Source organism: Pseudomonas sp. 22082, from assembly GCF_052046055.1.
Lineage (GTDB): Bacteria > Pseudomonadota > Gammaproteobacteria > Pseudomonadales > Pseudomonadaceae > Aquipseudomonas > Aquipseudomonas pharyngis.
The window spans coordinates 1-17,576 of the sequence record NZ_JBQEQB010000043.1 but is presented as its reverse complement, the minus strand read 5'-3'; the positions used below and the strand labels follow the sequence as shown (position 1 = coordinate 17,576).

13 protein-coding genes and 1 tRNA gene are annotated in these 17,576 nt (G+C 55.7%); all 14 read left to right on the top strand.

The genetic code is table 11. The features are described 5' to 3' along the window. Window positions 1-1,062, top strand: a 1,062-nt coding sequence (gene tuf / locus ACTJK9_RS29295) for an elongation factor Tu (protein WP_440817432.1), incomplete at its 5' end; no start/stop codon positions are given. Window positions 1,063-1,115: 53 nt separating this feature from the next. After that, window positions 1,116-1,191: transfer RNA gene (locus tag ACTJK9_RS29290), tRNA-Trp, on the top strand. Window positions 1,192-1,236: 45 nt separating this feature from the next. Next, on the top strand, window positions 1,237-1,605 hold the full coding sequence (gene secE / locus ACTJK9_RS29285; RefSeq protein ID WP_007957600.1) for a preprotein translocase subunit SecE: 369 nt from the start codon (window positions 1,237-1,239) through the stop codon (window positions 1,603-1,605). Between the two features lie 9 nt (window positions 1,606-1,614). Further along, entirely contained in the window at window positions 1,615-2,148 is a 534-nt protein-coding gene (gene nusG / locus ACTJK9_RS29280) for a transcription termination/antitermination protein NusG (protein ID WP_007957598.1), read from the top strand. Window positions 2,149-2,265: 117 nt separating this feature from the next. Then, window positions 2,266-2,697 (top strand): 50S ribosomal protein L11, encoded by a 432-nt coding sequence (rplK, locus tag ACTJK9_RS29275; RefSeq protein ID WP_003228756.1) that lies wholly within the window; start codon window positions 2,266-2,268, stop codon window positions 2,695-2,697. Then, window positions 2,697-3,392 (top strand): 50S ribosomal protein L1, encoded by a 696-nt coding sequence (gene rplA, locus ACTJK9_RS29270; protein WP_003228754.1) that lies wholly within the window; start codon window positions 2,697-2,699, stop codon window positions 3,390-3,392. Before rplK ends, rplA begins: the two co-directional genes overlap by 1 nt. A gap of 198 nt (window positions 3,393-3,590) precedes the next feature. Next, complete coding sequence (gene rplJ / locus ACTJK9_RS29265) at window positions 3,591-4,091, top strand: 50S ribosomal protein L10 (RefSeq protein ID WP_085613345.1); 501 nt, start codon at window positions 3,591-3,593, stop codon at window positions 4,089-4,091. Window positions 4,092-4,165: 74 nt separating this feature from the next. Continuing rightward, entirely contained in the window at window positions 4,166-4,531 is a 366-nt protein-coding gene (gene rplL, locus ACTJK9_RS29260; RefSeq protein ID WP_003228750.1) for a 50S ribosomal protein L7/L12, read from the top strand. 220 nt (window positions 4,532-4,751) lie between these two features. After that, the gene (gene rpoB, locus ACTJK9_RS29255; RefSeq protein ID WP_039772428.1) at window positions 4,752-8,825 is read left to right on the top strand and encodes a DNA-directed RNA polymerase subunit beta; all 4,074 of its coding nucleotides are present in this window, start codon (window positions 4,752-4,754) and stop codon (window positions 8,823-8,825) included. Between the two features lie 63 nt (window positions 8,826-8,888). Then, window positions 8,889-13,088, top strand: a complete 4,200-nt coding sequence (gene rpoC, locus ACTJK9_RS29250) for a DNA-directed RNA polymerase subunit beta' (protein ID WP_064599784.1) — start codon at window positions 8,889-8,891, stop codon at window positions 13,086-13,088. Between the two features lie 216 nt (window positions 13,089-13,304). Further along, window positions 13,305-13,676, top strand: a complete 372-nt coding sequence (gene rpsL / locus ACTJK9_RS29245) for a 30S ribosomal protein S12 (protein ID WP_003186084.1) — start codon at window positions 13,305-13,307, stop codon at window positions 13,674-13,676. 108 nt (window positions 13,677-13,784) lie between these two features. Beyond that, entirely contained in the window at window positions 13,785-14,258 is a 474-nt protein-coding gene (rpsG, locus tag ACTJK9_RS29240; protein WP_007957592.1) for a 30S ribosomal protein S7, read from the top strand. Window positions 14,259-14,288: 30 nt separating this feature from the next. Then, window positions 14,289-16,394 (top strand): elongation factor G, encoded by a 2,106-nt coding sequence (gene fusA, locus ACTJK9_RS29235; protein WP_064599781.1) that lies wholly within the window; start codon window positions 14,289-14,291, stop codon window positions 16,392-16,394. Window positions 16,395-16,425: 31 nt separating this feature from the next. Further along, a partial coding sequence (gene tuf / locus ACTJK9_RS29230; RefSeq protein WP_440817823.1) for an elongation factor Tu occupies window positions 16,426-17,576 on the top strand: 1,151 nt, incomplete at its 3' end.

The following is a 17,576-nucleotide window of genomic DNA, read 5'->3' as shown; positions in this document are numbered from 1 at the left end:
GTTGAATTCGACAAGATCGACAGCGCACCAGAAGAAAAAGCTCGCGGTATCACCATCAACACCGCGCACGTTGAGTACAACTCGAACATTCGTCACTACGCTCACGTTGACTGCCCAGGTCACGCTGACTACGTGAAGAACATGATCACTGGTGCTGCGCAGATGGACGGCGCGATCCTGGTTTGCTCGGCCGCTGATGGTCCGATGCCGCAAACCCGTGAGCACATCCTGCTGTCCCGTCAGGTAGGTGTTCCGTACATCGTGGTTTTCCTGAACAAGGCTGACCTGGTAGACGACGCTGAGCTGCTGGAACTGGTTGAGATGGAAGTTCGCGACCTGCTGTCCACCTATGACTTCCCAGGCGACGACACTCCGATCATCATCGGTTCTGCTCGTATGGCGCTGGAAGGCAAAGACGACAACGAAATGGGCACCACCGCTGTTAAGAAGCTGGTGGAAACTCTGGACAGCTACATCCCAGAGCCAGAGCGTGCTATCGACAAGCCGTTCCTGATGCCAATCGAAGACGTGTTCTCGATCTCGGGTCGCGGTACTGTTGTGACCGGTCGTATCGAGCGCGGTATCGTTCGCGTTCAAGATGCTCTGGAAATCGTTGGTCTGCGTGATACCACCACCACCACCTGCACCGGTGTTGAGATGTTCCGCAAGCTGCTGGACGAAGGTCGTGCTGGCGAGAACTGCGGCGTTCTGCTGCGTGGCACCAAGCGTGACGACGTTGAGCGTGGTCAGGTTCTGGTTAAGCCGGGTTCGGTTAAGCCGCACACCAAGTTCACCGCAGAAGTTTACGTTCTGAGCAAGGAAGAAGGCGGTCGTCACACTCCGTTCTTCAAAGGCTACCGTCCGCAGTTCTACTTCCGTACTACTGACGTGACTGGTAACTGCGAGCTGCCAGAAGGCGTTGAAATGGTAATGCCAGGTGACAACATTCAGATGACTGTTACCCTGATCAAAACCATCGCGATGGAAGACGGTCTGCGTTTCGCAATCCGTGAAGGCGGTCGTACCGTTGGTGCTGGCGTAGTGGCCAAGATCATCGAGTAAACAGTTGTAATGTCTTTTTCAGGCCGGCATAATGGTCGGCCTGATTTTGTTTTAGGTCAGTAGCTCAATTGGCAGAGCGACGGTCTCCAAAACCGTAGGTTGGGGGTTCGATTCCCTCCTGACCTGCCAGATTCACTCGGTGTGTCTGGCTTTCTTTTCACAGGATCTTCATAGATGACTCCTAAAGCTGAAGCTCAAGGCTCTCGCTTCGATTTGCTCAAGTGGCTTGTAGTGGTCGCTTTGGTAATTGTTGGCGTTGTCGGTAATCAGTATTACGCTGCTTCGCCGATCCTGTACCGTGTACTCGCATTGCTTGTTATTGCTGCTGTAGCTGCCTTTGTAGGCCTGCAGACTGCCAAGGGCAAGTCTTTCTTTGTACTGGTTAAGGAAGCTCGCACCGAGATTCGTAAAGTCGTATGGCCAACTCGCCAAGAAACCACGCAGACCACACTGATTGTTGTGGCTGTTGTCCTGGTTATGGCGTTGCTGTTGTGGGGGCTTGATTCCCTGCTCGGTTGGCTTGTTTCCTTGATTGTCGGCTAAGGGTGTCCCGTGGCTAAGCGTTGGTACGTTGTGCATGCTTACTCGGGTTACGAGAAGCATGTCATGCGTTCGTTGATCGAGCGTGTAAAGCTGGCTGGCATGGAAGATGGCTTCGGCGAAATTCTGGTTCCCACTGAAGAAGTGGTTGAAATGCGTAATGGCCAGAAACGCAAAAGCGAGCGCAAATTCTTCCCAGGTTATGTGCTGGTTCAGATGGATATGAATGAGGGTACTTGGCACTTGGTCAAGGATACTCCTCGGGTGATGGGTTTTATCGGCGGTACTGCTGATAAGCCGGCACCAATCACCGATAAAGAAGCTGAGGCGATTTTGCGTCGCGTTGCCGACGGTAGCGACAAGCCGAAGCCGAAGACGTTGTTCGAGCCAGGCGAAACCGTTCGAGTCAATGACGGGCCGTTCGCTGACTTTAACGGCGTTGTTGAAGAAGTTAACTACGAAAAGAGCCGGATCCAAGTGGCAGTGCTCATTTTCGGACGCTCTACTCCGGTAGAGTTGGAGTTCAGTCAGGTCGAAAAGGTCTAGCTGAGCAAGCATCCCAACCCCGCAGCCCTAGGCTGTGGGGTTTTGTCGTCACTGGGATAAACGCGCAAGTAACCGGGGAGCCTTTCGAGGCGTTCGAACCCGTAATTGGAGTGCCTCATGGCCAAGAAGATTACCGCTTACATCAAGCTGCAAGTGAAGGCCGCTCAGGCTAACCCAAGCCCACCTGTTGGTCCTGCTCTGGGTCAGCACGGCGTGAACATCATGGAATTCTGCAAAGCTTTCAACGCCCGTACCCAGGGTCTGGAAGCTGGTCTGCCGACTCCAGTGATCATCACTGTCTACAGCGACCGTAGCTTCACTTTCGAAACCAAATCCACCCCTGCTTCGGTTCTGCTGAAGAAGGCGGCCGGTCTGACCAGCGGTTCCGCTCGTCCGAACACCGTTAAGGTTGGCACTGTTACCCGTGCTCAGCTGGAAGAAATCGCGAAAACCAAAAACGCGGATCTGACTGCAGCTGATATGGATGCAGCCGTGCGTACTATCGCCGGTTCTGCTCGTAGCATGGGCCTTAACGTGGAGGGTGTGTAATGGCTAAGCTGACCAAGCGTCAAAAGGCTATCGCCGGCAAAATCGAAGCAGGCAAGGCCTACAACATTGTAGACGCCGCTGCACTGCTGGCCGAGCTGTCGACTGTCAAGTTCAGCGAGTCGTTCGACGTAGCTGTAAACCTGGGCGTAGACCCGCGTAAATCCGACCAGGTTGTTCGTAGCGCTACTGTGCTGCCACACGGCACTGGCAAGACTGTTCGCGTTGCTGTGTTCACCCAGGGTCCAGCTGCTGAGGCCGCTCTGGCTGCCGGCGCTGACCGTGTAGGTATGGACGACCTGGCTGCCGAAATGAAAGGCGGCGACCTGAACTATGACGTAGTGATCGCATCCCCGGATGCCATGCGCGTTGTAGGTCAACTGGGTCAGATCCTCGGTCCACGTGGTCTGATGCCTAACCCGAAAGTCGGCACTGTTACCCCAGACGTCGCTACCGCGGTTAAAAATGCCAAGGCTGGTCAGGTTCGTTATCGCACCGACAAAAACGGCATCATCCACACTTCCGTTGGCAAGATCGGCTTCGATGCCGTCAAGCTGAAGGAAAACGTTGAAGCGCTGATCGCTGATCTGAAGCGTATCAAGCCAGCTTCTTCGAAAGGTATCTACGTCAAGCGCGTTACCCTGAGCACCACTATGGGCCCAGGTCTGGTTATCGACCAGAGCTCGCTGGACGCGTAAGACAAAAATTGGCGCAGTTGACTGCGCCAATTGAAAGATTGGGGTCCCTGCCTGGCGGGGGCTATCCAAGACCGTAGGCGACGCAAGTCTTAAACCTCAAGCCTACGCAGATGGTGCTCCCGGTTCCTTACCGAATCAGACACCAAAACGACATTCGGTTTCGATCGAGTGAAACGGTAACAAGCAGGAGTTAAACCCGTGGCAATTAATCTCGAAGACAAGAAGGCCATCGTCGCTGAAGTCAACGAGGCTGCCAAAGTCGCTCTGTCCGCTGTCGTGGTTGATGCCCGTGGCGTAACAGTAGGCGCAATGACCGGACTCCGTAAAGAGGCTCGTGAAGCTGGCGTTTACGTACGTGTTGTACGTAACACCCTGCTCAAGCGCGCTGTTGCTGACACTCAATACAGTGTCCTCAACGACGTGTTCACCGGCCCGACCCTGATCGCATTCTCGAACGAACATCCGGGCGCTGCTGCTCGTATTTTCAAAGAGTTTTCGAAGGGTCAGGACAAGTTCGAGATCAAGGCAGCTGCGTTCGAGGGCAAGTTCCTCGCAGCTAATCAGATCGACGTTCTGGCAACTCTGCCGACCCGTGACGAAGCAATTTCCCAGCTGATGAGCGTGATTCAAGGCGCTACCAGCAAATTGGCTCGTACTCTGGCGGCAATTCGCGACCAGAAAGAAGCTGCTGCAGCCTAAGGCTCGTCAGCTTCTCGCGTTTTTTGTTTATTTCGATGGTCGCGTAGGCCGTCCCCCAATTCAGGAATTGAGTCATGTCTCTGACTAACGAACAAATCATCGAAGCAATCGGCCAGAAATCCGTAGTGGAAATCGTTGAGCTGATCAAAGCGATGGAAGAAACCTTCGGCGTGACCGCTGCTGCTGCTTCGGCTGGTCCAGCTGCTGCTGCCGCTGTTGTTGAAGAGCAAACCGAGTTCAACGTTGTTCTGCTGGAAGCTGGCGAGAAGAAGGTTAACGTGATCAAGGCAGTTCGTGAACTGACCGGTCTGGGCCTGAAAGAAGCCAAAGAGAAAGTAGACGGCGCTCCTCAGGTTGTAGCTGAAGGCGTTTCGAAAGAAGCTGCTGAAGACGCCAAGAAGAAGCTGGAAGAAGCAGGCGCTAAAGTCGAGCTGAAATAAGTATCGACTTTGCTCCTCCAGCCCGAGCGTCAAGCGACAGGCTGATGGCTGGTGGCTCTTGCCACCGGCCTTTTTCCGTTATTGGCAGCCGACTGGGTCGGTGTCGATAACGAGCTGTAACCACCCGATGCGGTGGCGCAAACCATGGGGTTTGCACGATTTTCTGGCTGCTCCCGTCGGGAGAGGCCAAACAAGCAGGTGACCAAGCTGGGGAACGCTGATGGCTTACTCATATACTGAGAAAAAACGTATCCGCAAGGACTTTAGCAAGTTGCCGGACGTCATGGATGTGCCTTACCTCCTGGCCATCCAGCTGGATTCGTATCGTGAATTCTTGCAAGCGGGAGCGACTAAAGATCAGTTCCGCGACGTGGGCCTGCATGCGGCCTTCAAATCCGTTTTCCCGATCATCAGCTACTCCGGCAATGCTGCGCTGGAGTACGTCGGTTATCGCCTGGGCGAACCGGCATTTGATGTCAAAGAATGCGTATTGCGCGGTGTAACTTTCGCCGTACCTTTGCGGGTAAAAGTGCGCCTGATCATTTTCGACAAAGAATCGTCGAACAAAGCGATCAAGGACATCAAAGAGCAAGAAGTCTACATGGGTGAAATCCCATTGATGACTGAAAACGGTACCTTCGTAATCAACGGTACCGAGCGTGTTATCGTTTCCCAGCTGCACCGTTCCCCGGGCGTGTTCTTCGACCACGACCGTGGCAAGACGCACAGCTCCGGTAAACTGCTGTACTCCGCGCGCATCATTCCTTACCGCGGTTCGTGGCTGGACTTCGAGTTCGACCCGAAAGACTGCGTATTCGTGCGTATCGACCGTCGTCGCAAACTGCCGGCCTCGGTACTGCTGCGCGCGCTCGGTTATACCACCGAGGAAGTGCTGGACGCGTTCTACACCACCAACGTATTCCACGTGAAGGGCGAAGGCCTGAGCCTGGAGCTGGTGCCTCAGCGCCTGCGTGGTGAAGTTGCGGTTCTCGATATCCAGGACGACAAAGGCAAGGTGATCGTTGAGCAGGGCCGTCGTATTACTGCCCGCCACATCAACCAGCTGGAAAAAGCCGGGATCAAAGAGCTGGACGTGCCTCTGGATTACGTTCTGGGTCGTACCACCGCCAAGGCGATTGTGCATCCGGCTACCGGTGAGATCTTGGCAGAGTGCAACACCGAGCTGTCGACCGAAATCCTGGCGAAAATCGCCAAGGCCGGCGTCGTACGCATCGAGACTCTGTACACCAACGACATCGACTGCGGTCCGTTCGTCTCCGACACGCTGAAGATCGACTCCACCAGCAACCAATTGGAAGCGCTGGTCGAGATCTATCGCATGATGCGTCCAGGCGAGCCGCCAACCAAAGACGCTGCCGAGACCCTGTTCAACAACCTGTTCTTCAGCCCTGAGCGCTATGACCTGTCTGCGGTCGGCCGGATGAAGTTCAACCGTCGTATCGGTCGTACCGAGATCGAAGGTTCGGGCGTGCTGTGCAAGGAAGACATCGTCGCGGTACTGAAGACTCTGGTCGACATCCGTAACGGTAAAGGCATTGTCGACGACATCGACCACCTGGGTAACCGTCGTGTTCGCTGCGTAGGCGAAATGGCCGAGAATCAGTTCCGCGTTGGCCTGGTACGTGTTGAGCGTGCGGTCAAAGAGCGTCTGTCGATGGCCGAAAGCGAAGGCCTGATGCCGCAAGACCTGATCAACGCCAAGCCAGTGGCTGCGGCGGTGAAAGAGTTCTTCGGTTCCAGCCAGCTGTCGCAGTTCATGGACCAGAACAACCCGCTGTCCGAGATCACCCACAAGCGTCGTGTCTCTGCACTCGGCCCTGGCGGTCTGACTCGTGAGCGCGCGGGCTTCGAAGTCCGTGACGTACACCCGACTCATTACGGTCGTGTCTGCCCGATTGAAACGCCGGAAGGTCCGAACATCGGTCTGATCAACTCCCTGGCTGCTTACGCTCGCACCAACCAGTACGGCTTCCTCGAGAGCCCGTACCGTGTGGTGAAAGAGGGTGTGGTCACCGACGACATCGTGTTCCTGTCCGCCATTGAAGAAGCCGATCACGTGATCGCGCAGGCTTCGGCGACCATGAACGAGCAGAAAGTCCTGATCGACGAACTGGTGGCCGTACGTCACCTGAACGAATTCACCGTCAAGGCGCCGGAAGACGTCACCTTGATGGACGTTTCGCCGAAGCAGGTAGTTTCGGTTGCAGCGTCGCTGATTCCGTTCCTCGAGCACGACGACGCCAACCGTGCGTTGATGGGTTCCAACATGCAGCGTCAAGCTGTACCAACCCTGCGCGCTGACAAGCCGCTGGTCGGTACCGGCATGGAGCGTAACGTGGCTCGCGACTCCGGCGTTTGCGTCGTGGCTCGTCGTGGCGGCGTGATCGACTCCGTTGATGCCAGCCGTATCGTGGTTCGCGTTGCCGATGACGAAGTTGAAACCGGCGAAGCTGGTGTCGACATCTACAATCTGACCAAATACACCCGCTCGAACCAGAACACCTGCATCAACCAGCGTCCGCTGGTGAGCAAGGGTGATCGTGTTCAGCGTGGCGACATCATGGCCGACGGTCCGTCCACCGACATGGGTGAACTGGCTCTGGGTCAGAACATGCGCATCGCGTTCATGGCATGGAACGGCTTCAACTTCGAAGACTCCATCTGTCTGTCCGAGCGTGTGGTTCAGGAAGACCGTTTCACCACGATCCACATTCAGGAACTGACCTGTGTGGCTCGTGACACCAAGCTTGGCCCAGAGGAAATCACTGCGGACATCCCTAACGTGGGTGAAGCTGCGCTGAACAAGCTGGACGAAGCCGGTATCGTTTACGTAGGTGCTGAAGTCGGCGCAGGCGACATCCTGGTAGGTAAGGTCACTCCGAAAGGCGAGACCCAACTCACTCCGGAAGAAAAACTGCTGCGCGCAATCTTCGGTGAGAAAGCCAGCGACGTTAAAGACACTTCCCTGCGTGTGCCAACCGGCACCAAAGGTACTGTCATCGACGTACAGGTCTTCACTCGTGACGGCGTTGAGCGTGATGCTCGTGCCCTGTCGATCGAGAAGTCCCAGCTGGACGAGATCCGCAAGGATCTGAACGAAGAGTTCCGCATCGTTGAAGGCGCGACCTTCGAGCGTCTGCGTTCCGCTCTGGTAGGCCACAAGGCTGAAGGTGGCGCGGGCCTGAAGAAAGGTCAGGACATCACCGACGAAGTACTCGACGGTCTTGAGCATGGTCAGTGGTTCAAACTGCGCATGGCTGAAGATGCTCTGAACGAGCAGCTCGAGAAGGCCCAAGCCTACATCGTTGATCGTCGCCGTCTGCTGGACGACAAGTTCGAAGACAAGAAGCGCAAACTGCAGCAGGGCGATGACCTGGCTCCAGGTGTGCTGAAAATCGTCAAGGTTTACCTGGCAATCCGTCGTCGCATCCAGCCGGGCGACAAGATGGCCGGTCGTCACGGTAACAAAGGTGTGGTCTCCGTGATCATGCCGGTTGAAGACATGCCGCACGATGCCAATGGCACACCGGTCGACGTCGTCCTCAACCCACTGGGCGTACCTTCGCGTATGAACGTTGGTCAGATCCTTGAAACCCACCTCGGCCTCGCGGCCAAAGGTCTGGGCGAGAAGATCAACCGGATGGTCGAAGAGCAGCGTAAAGTCGCTGAACTGCGCACCTTCCTGGACGAGATCTACAACCAGATCGGCGGTCGTAACGAAGATCTGGACAGCTTCTCCGATCAGGAAATCCTGGATCTGGCTAAGAACCTGCGTGGCGGTGTTCCAATGGCCACTCCAGTGTTCGACGGTGCCAAGGAAAGCGAAATCAAGGCCATGCTGAAACTGGCAGACCTGCCAGAAAGCGGCCAGATGCAGCTGACCGACGGCCGTACCGGCAACAAGTTCGAGCGTCCAGTTACCGTTGGCTACATGTACATGCTGAAGCTGAACCACTTGGTAGACGACAAGATGCACGCGCGTTCTACCGGTTCGTACAGCCTGGTTACCCAGCAGCCGCTGGGTGGTAAGGCGCAGTTCGGTGGTCAGCGTTTCGGGGAGATGGAGGTCTGGGCACTGGAAGCATACGGTGCTGCTTACACTCTGCAAGAAATGCTCACAGTGAAGTCGGACGATGTGAACGGCCGGACCAAGATGTACAAAAACATCGTGGACGGCGATCACCGTATGGAGCCGGGCATGCCCGAGTCCTTCAACGTGTTGATCAAGGAAATTCGTTCCCTCGGCATCGATATCGATCTGGAAACCGAATAACACGTGACGCGATCGAGAGCGGGGCAGGATTGCCCGCTCTCTGCTCCGCCAGGAGGAAAGGCCTTGAAAGACCTACTGAATTTGCTGAAAAACCAGGGTCAAGTCGAAGAGTTCGACGCCATCCGTATCGGATTGGCCTCGCCTGAGATGATCCGCTCGTGGTCGTTCGGTGAAGTTAAAAAGCCGGAAACCATCAACTACCGTACGTTCAAACCTGAGCGTGACGGTCTGTTCTGCGCCAAGATCTTTGGCCCGGTAAAGGATTACGAGTGCCTGTGCGGTAAGTACAAGCGCTTGAAGCACCGTGGTGTGATCTGCGAGAAGTGCGGCGTTGAAGTTGCACTGGCCAAGGTTCGTCGTGAGCGCATGGCGCACATCGAACTGGCTTCGCCGGTTGCCCACATCTGGTTCCTGAAATCGCTGCCGTCCCGTATCGGCCTGCTGATGGACATGACCCTGCGTGATATCGAACGCGTTCTCTACTTCGAGAGCTATGTCGTTATCGATCCGGGCATGACCACTCTTGAAAAAGGTCAGCTGCTGAACGACGAGCAGTACTTCGAAGCGCTGGAAGAGTTCGGTGACGATTTCGACGCCCGCATGGGTGCCGAAGCTGTCCGCGAACTGCTGCACGCTATCGACCTGGAACACGAGATCGGCCGGCTGCGTGAAGAAATTCCGCAAACCAACTCCGAAACCAAGATCAAGAAGCTGTCCAAGCGTCTGAAGTTGATGGAAGCCTTCCAGGGCTCCGGCAACCTGCCAGAGTGGATGGTGCTGACCGTTCTGCCGGTTCTGCCGCCAGATCTGCGTCCACTGGTTCCACTGGATGGCGGTCGTTTCGCGACTTCCGACCTCAACGATCTGTATCGTCGAGTGATCAACCGTAACAACCGTTTGAAGCGCCTGCTGGATCTGTCCGCTCCGGACATCATCGTGCGCAACGAAAAGCGTATGTTGCAGGAAGCTGTCGATGCACTGCTCGACAACGGTCGTCGTGGCCGCGCTATCACAGGTTCGAACAAGCGTCCTCTGAAATCCCTGGCTGACATGATCAAGGGTAAGCAAGGTCGTTTCCGTCAGAACTTGCTCGGTAAGCGTGTTGACTACTCCGGTCGTTCGGTAATTACCGTTGGTCCGACCCTGCGTCTGCACCAGTGCGGTCTGCCGAAGAAGATGGCTCTCGAGCTGTTCAAGCCGTTCATTTTCGGCAAGCTGGAAATGCGTGGTCTGGCGACCACCATCAAAGCGGCCAAGAAAATGGTCGAGCGCGAACTGCCAGAGGTTTGGGACGTTCTCGCGGAAGTGATTCGCGAACACCCGGTTCTTCTCAACCGTGCACCGACCCTTCACCGTCTGGGTATCCAGGCGTTTGAACCGGTACTGATCGAAGGTAAGGCTATCCAGCTGCACCCTCTGGTCTGCGCCGCGTACAACGCCGACTTCGACGGCGACCAAATGGCCGTGCACGTACCGCTGACGCTGGAAGCCCAGCTCGAAGCGCGTGCGTTGATGATGTCGACCAACAACATTCTGTCGCCAGCCAACGGTGAGCCAATCATCGTTCCGTCGCAGGACGTTGTATTGGGTCTCTACTACATGACTCGTGAAGCGATCAACGCCAAGGGCGAAGGTCGTGTGTTCGCGGATCTGCAGGAAGTTGACCGTGTGTTCCGTGCCGGCGAAGCCGCACTGCACGCCAAGATCAAGGTTCGTATCAACGAAACCGTGAACGATCGTGACGGCAACAGCGTGAACAACACCCGTATCGTCGACACCACTGTCGGCCGTGCGCTGCTGTTCCAGGTTGTGCCAAAAGGTCTGTCGTTCGACGTCGTCAACCTGCCGATGAAGAAAAAGGCGATCTCCAAGCTGATCAACCAGTGCTACCGCGTGGTTGGTCTGAAAGAGACCGTGATCTTTGCTGACCAGTTGATGTACACCGGTTTTGCCTACTCGACCATTTCCGGCGTTTCCATCGGTGTTAACGACTTCGTTATCCCGGATGAGAAAGCCCGCATCATCGGTGCTGCCACCGACGAAGTGAAAGAAATCGAGAGCCAGTACGCCTCCGGCCTGGTAACCCAGGGCGAGAAGTACAACAAAGTGATCGACCTTTGGTCGAAAGCGAACGACGAAGTCTCCAAGGCGATGATGGCCAACCTCTCGAAAGAGAAAGTCATCGACCGTCACGGCGACGAAGTCGAGCAAGAATCGTTCAACTCGATGTACATGATGGCCGACTCGGGTGCGCGGGGTTCCGCAGCACAGATTCGTCAGCTGGCCGGTATGCGTGGTCTGATGGCCAAGCCGGACGGTTCCATCATTGAAACGCCGATTACTGCGAACTTCCGTGAAGGTCTGAGCGTACTCCAGTACTTCATCTCGACTCACGGTGCTCGTAAAGGTCTGGCGGATACCGCGTTGAAAACTGCGAACTCCGGTTACCTGACTCGTCGTCTGGTAGACGTGGCGCAGGATCTGGTCGTGACCGAGATCGATTGCGGCACCGAACACGGTCTGCTGATGACTCCGCACATTGAAGGCGGTGACGTTGTAGAGCCGTTGGGTGAGCGCGTATTGGGTCGTGTCATTGCTCGTGACGTATTCAAGCCGGGTACCGAGGACGTTATCGTTCCTGCAGGCACTCTGGTAGACGAGAAGTGGGTTGAGTTCATCGAGCTGAACAGCATCGACGAAGTAATCGTGCGTTCGCCGATCAGCTGCGAAACCCGCTATGGCATTTGCGCCAAGTGCTACGGCCGTGACCTGGCTCGTGGTCACCAGGTGAACATCGGTGAAGCGGTCGGCGTTATCGCTGCCCAGTCCATCGGTGAGCCGGGTACCCAGCTGACGATGCGTACGTTCCACATCGGTGGTGCGGCAAGCCGTACTTCCGCAGCCGACAGCGTTCAGGTGAAGAATGGCGGTACCGTCCGTCTGCACAACCTGAAACACGTTGAGCGTGTGGATGGCAACCTGGTTGCCGTGTCTCGTTCCGGTGAGCTGGCAATCGCTGACGACTTCGGTCGTGAGCGCGAGCGTTACAAGCTGCCGTACGGTGCCGTGATTTCGGTTAAAGAAGGTGACAAGGTCGACGCTGGCGCAATCGTGGCCAAGTGGGATCCGCACACTCACCCGATCGTTACCGAAATGAAAGGTACCGTGACCTACGTGGGCATGGAAGAAGGCATCACGATCAAGCGTCAGACTGACGAATTGACCGGTATGACCAACATTGAAGTACTCGATGCCAAAGACCGTCCGGCTGCCGGCAAGGACATTCGTCCTGCGGTGAAGATGGTTGATGACAACGGCAAGGATCTGTTGCTGCCAGGCACTGACGTTATCGCTCAGTACTTCCTGCCAGCCAACGCCCTGGTCGGTGTTGCGGACGGTGCGAAGATTGCGATCGGTGACGTTATCGCTCGTATCCCGCAAGAAACTTCGAAAACCCGTGACATCACCGGTGGTCTGCCGCGTGTTGCCGACCTTTTCGAAGCTCGTCGTCCGAAAGAGGCGTCGATTCTGGCTGAAGTCAGCGGCACCATCGCGTTCGGTAAAGAGACCAAGGGCAAGCGCCGTCTGGTCATTACCCCGAACGACGGTAGCGATCCGTACGAAGAGCTGATTCCGAAGTGGCGTCACCTGAACGTGTTCGAAGGCGAACAGGTAAACCGCGGCGAAGTTATCTCCGACGGTCCGAGCGATCCGCACGACATCCTGCGTCTGCTGGGCGTGAGCGCGCTGGCCAAGTACATCGTCAACGAGATCCAGGACGTTTACCGTCTGCAAGGCGTGAAGATCAACGACAAGCACATCGAGACCATCCTGCGTCAGATGCTGCGTAAAGTTGAGATCTCCGAGTCCGGCGATTCCAGCTTCATCAAGGGCGACCAGATGGAACTGACTCACGTACTGGTGGAAAACGAGCGCTTGGCGACCGAAGACAAATTCGTGTCCAAGTTCACTCGCGTGCTGCTGGGTATCACCAAGGCGTCGTTGTCGACTGAATCGTTCATCTCGGCGGCCTCCTTCCAGGAGACCACTCGCGTACTGACCGAAGCAGCGGTAACCGGCAAGCGCGATTACCTGCGCGGCCTGAAAGAAAACGTGGTTGTGGGTCGTCTGATCCCGGCCGGTACCGGTCTGGCTTATCACAGCGAGCGCAAGCGTCGTCGTGATGCAGACAAGCCGTTGCGCGTAAGCGCCAGTGAAGTGGAAGCTGCACTGACCGAAGCGCTGAACTCGAGCGGTAACTGAGTTCTGCGAAAAAATGAGCTGAGGCCCTGATCAAGCCGTTCATCGAATCAAGACAATTTGTCGAGGTTCGACGAGCGGGGAGGTCGGGGCCTTGCCTTGACTGGGGACAAGATCCTCTTTAGACTCTTGATCCCCTAAATTTGGCGGGAATTCGTTCCTGCCATTTTGCTTTTCTTGCAAGACAATAGCGTCGCAAGACAACAGTGGAGCTAGTAGATGGCAACTATCAACCAGCTGGTACGTCAGCCGCGTAAGCGTATCGTCGAGAAATCCGACGTGCCTGCGCTGCAGAACTGCCCGCAACGTCGTGGCGTGTGCACCCGTGTGTACACCACTACGCCGAAAAAACCTAACTCGGCACTGCGTAAAGTATGCCGTGTGCGTCTGACCAACGGTTTCGAGGTTTCCTCGTACATCGGTGGTGAAGGCCACAACCTGCAAGAGCACAGCGTGGTACTGATCCGCGGCGGTCGTGTAAAAGACTTGCCAGGTGTTCGTTACCACACCGTTCGCGGCTCCTTGGATACTTCCGGCGTTAAAGGCCGTAACCAGGGTCGTTCGAAGTACGGTACCAAGCGTCCGAAGTAATCGGCCGTTTTGCAGATTTTCATTTTATTGAGTCGATAAGAGTAAGGTCGGGCGCGCATCCACTGGATCTGTCCCGAGCTAACCTGAAGACCGTTTGAGGGCTTATCAATGCCAAGACGTCGCGTAGCAGCAAAGCGTGAGATTCTGGACGATCCGAAATACGGAAGCCAAATCCTCGCCAAATTCATGAACCACGTTATGGAAAGCGGCAAGAAAGCCGTTGCCGAGCGTATCGTTTATGGTGCCCTGGAAACCGTTGCGGCTCGCAAGACCGGCACCGATCCCCTGGAACTCTTCGAAAAAGCACTCGACGCCATCGCTCCGCTGGTCGAAGTGAAGTCGCGCCGCGTTGGTGGTGCTACTTACCAGGTTCCGGTCGAGGTTCGTCCGTCCCGTCGTAACGCTCTGGCAATGCGCTGGTTGGTAGACTTCGCCCGCAAGCGTGGCGAGAAGTCTATGGCTCTGCGCTTGGCTGGCGAGCTGCTGGATGCTGCTGAAGGTAAAGGTGCTGCTGTTAAGAAGCGTGAAGACGTGCACCGTATGGCCGAAGCTAACAAAGCTTTCTCGCACTACCGCTTCTAATTTTAGCTTCACTAATTTTGCGAGGGCTTTATGGCTCGTACTACTCCGATTAGTCGCTACCGTAACATCGGTATCGTCGCTCACGTGGATGCTGGTAAAACCACCACCACCGAGCGCGTCCTTTTTTACACTGGCAAAAGTCACAAAATGGGCGAGGTGCATGATGGCGCCGCGACCACAGACTGGATGGTTCAGGAGCAGGAGCGTGGTATTACCATTACTTCTGCTGCCATTACCGCCTTCTGGAAAGGTTCCGAGAAGCAGTACCCACACGAGCATCGCTTCAACGTAATCGATACCCCGGGTCACGTAGACTTCACTATTGAAGTAGAGCGTTCCCTGCGTGTACTCGACGGCGCTGTCGTTGTGTTCTGCGGTACTTCGGGTGTTGAGCCTCAGTCGGAAACCGTATGGCGTCAGGCCAACAAATACGGCGTTCCACGTCTTGTTTACGTAAACAAGATGGACCGTGCTGGTGCCAACTTCCTGCGCGTGATCGGTCAGATCAAACAGCGCCTGGGTCACACTCCGGTGCCGATCCAGCTGGCTATCGGTTCGGAAGATAACTTCCAGGGCCAGATCGACCTGATCAACATGCAAGCTGTCTACTGGAACGACTCTGACAAGGGTATGGTTCCGGTTCGCAAGGAAATCCCTGCGGACATGCTTGAACTGGCTGAAGAATGGCGCAACAACATGGTTGAAGCCGCCGCCGAAGCCAGCGAAGAGCTGATGAACAAGTACCTGGAAGGTGAAGAGCTGTCGATCGAAGAGATCAAGGCTGCTTTGCGTGCGCGTACTATCGCCGGCGAAATCGTTCTGGCTGTTTGCGGTTCTTCGTTCAAGAACAAGGGTGTTCCCCTGGTTCTCGACGCCGTTATCGACTTCCTGCCTGCTCCGACCGACATTCCTGCTATCAAGGGTTCCAACCCTGATAACGAGGAAGAAGAGATGGAGCGTCATGCAAGCGACGACGAGCCGTTCGCGGCCTTGGCGTTCAAGATCGCTACCGACCCATTCGTGGGTACCTTGACCTTCGTCCGCGTTTACTCGGGCGTGTTGAACTCCGGCGACGGCGTGATCAACTCGGTTAAAGGCAAGAAAGAGCGCGTGGGTCGTATGGTGCAAATGCACGCAAACGCCCGTGAAGAGATCAAGGAAGTACGCGCTGGCGACATCGCGGCCCTGATCGGCATGAAGGACGTCACCACTGGTGAAACCCTCTGCAACGCTGACAAGCCAATCATCCTGGTTCGTATGGACTTCCCGGAGCCGGTTATTTCGGTTGCCGTAGAGCCTAAGACCAAGGATGACCAGGAAAAAATGGGTATCGCTCTGGGCAAGCTTGCTCAGGAAGACCCGTCTTTCCGCGTTAAAACTGATGAAGAGACTGGTCAAACGATCATCTCCGGCATGGGCGAGCTGCACTTGGACATCCTGGTTGACCGGATGCGCCGTGAGTTCAACGTCGAAGCCAACATCGGCAAGCCACAGGTTTCGTACCGTGAGCGCATCACGAAGAACTGCGAAATCGAAGGCAAGTTCGTTCGTCAGTCCGGCGGTCGTGGCCAGTTCGGTCACTGCTGGATTCGCTTTGCTCCTGCTGACGAAGGTCAGGAAGGTCTGCAATTCCTGAACGAAGTAGTGGGTGGTGTGGTTCCTAAGGAATACATCCCGGCTATCCAGAAGGGTATCGAAGAGCAGATGAAGAACGGCGTTGTTGCCGGCTATCCGCTGATCGGCCTGAAGGCTACCGTGTTCGATGGTTCTTACCACGACGTCGACTCCAACGAGATGGCGTTTAAAGTGGCTGCTTCCATGGCGACCAAGCAACTGGCCCAGAAGGGCGGTGGTGAGTTGCTCGAGCCGATCATGGCGGTAGAGGTTGTTACGCCTGAAGACTATATGGGTGATGTGATGGGCGACCTTAACCGTCGTCGCGGCATGATCCAGGGTATGGAAGACACAGTGTCCGGCAAGGTTATCCGTGCCGAGGTTCCACTGGGTGAGATGTTCGGTTATGCGACCGACGTTCGTTCCATGTCCCAGGGTCGCGCAAGCTACTCTATGGAATTCAAAAAATACGATACGGCTCCGTCGCACATCGTCGAATCCGTTACCAAAAAACAAGGCTGATTCAGCCCCTTTAGGCTAGGAGTTAATTGTCGTGGCTAAAGAAAAATTTGATCGTTCCCTACCGCACGTAAACGTTGGCACCATCGGCCACGTTGACCACGGTAAAACCACTCTGACCGCTGCTCTGACTCGCGTCTGCTCCGAAGTTTTCGGTTCGGCCGTGGTTGAATTCGACAAGATCGACAGCGCACCAGAAGAAAAAGCTCGCGGTATCACCATCAACACCGCGCACGTTGAGTACAACTCGAACATTCGTCACTACGCTCACGTTGACTGCCCAGGTCACGCTGACTACGTGAAGAACATGATCACTGGTGCTGCGCAGATGGACGGCGCGATCCTGGTTTGCTCGGCCGCTGATGGTCCGATGCCGCAAACCCGTGAGCACATCCTGCTGTCCCGTCAGGTAGGTGTTCCGTACATCGTGGTTTTCCTGAACAAGGCTGACCTGGTAGACGACGCTGAGCTGCTGGAACTGGTTGAGATGGAAGTTCGCGACCTGCTGTCCACCTATGACTTCCCAGGCGACGACACTCCGATCATCATCGGTTCTGCTCGTATGGCGCTGGAAGGCAAAGACGACAACGAAATGGGCACCACCGCTGTTAAGAAGCTGGTGGAAACTCTGGACAGCTACATCCCAGAGCCAGAGCGTGCTATCGACAAGCCGTTCCTGATGCCAATCGAAGACGTGTTCTCGATCTCGGGTCGCGGTACTGTTGTGACCGGTCGTATCGAGCGCGGTATCGTTCGCGTTCAAGATGCTCTGGAAATCGTTGGTCTGCGTGATACCACCACCACCACCTGCACCGGTGTTGAGATGTTCCGCAAGCTGCTGGACGAAGGTCGTGCTGGCGAGAACTGCGGCGTTCTGCTGCGTGGCACCAAGCGTGACGACGTTGAGCGTGGTCAGGTTCTGGTTAAGCCGGGTTCGGTTAAGCCGCACACCAAGTTCACCGCAGAAGTTTACGTTCTGAGCAAGGAAGAAGGCGGTCGTCACACTCCGTTCTTCAAAGGCTACCGTCCGCAGTTCTACTTCCGTACTACTGACGTGACTGGTAACTGCGAGCTGCCAGAAGGCGTTGAAATGGTAATGCCAGGTGACAACATTCAGATGACTGTTACCCTGATCAAAACCATCGCGATGGAAGACGGTCTGCGTTTCGCAATCCGTGAAGGCGG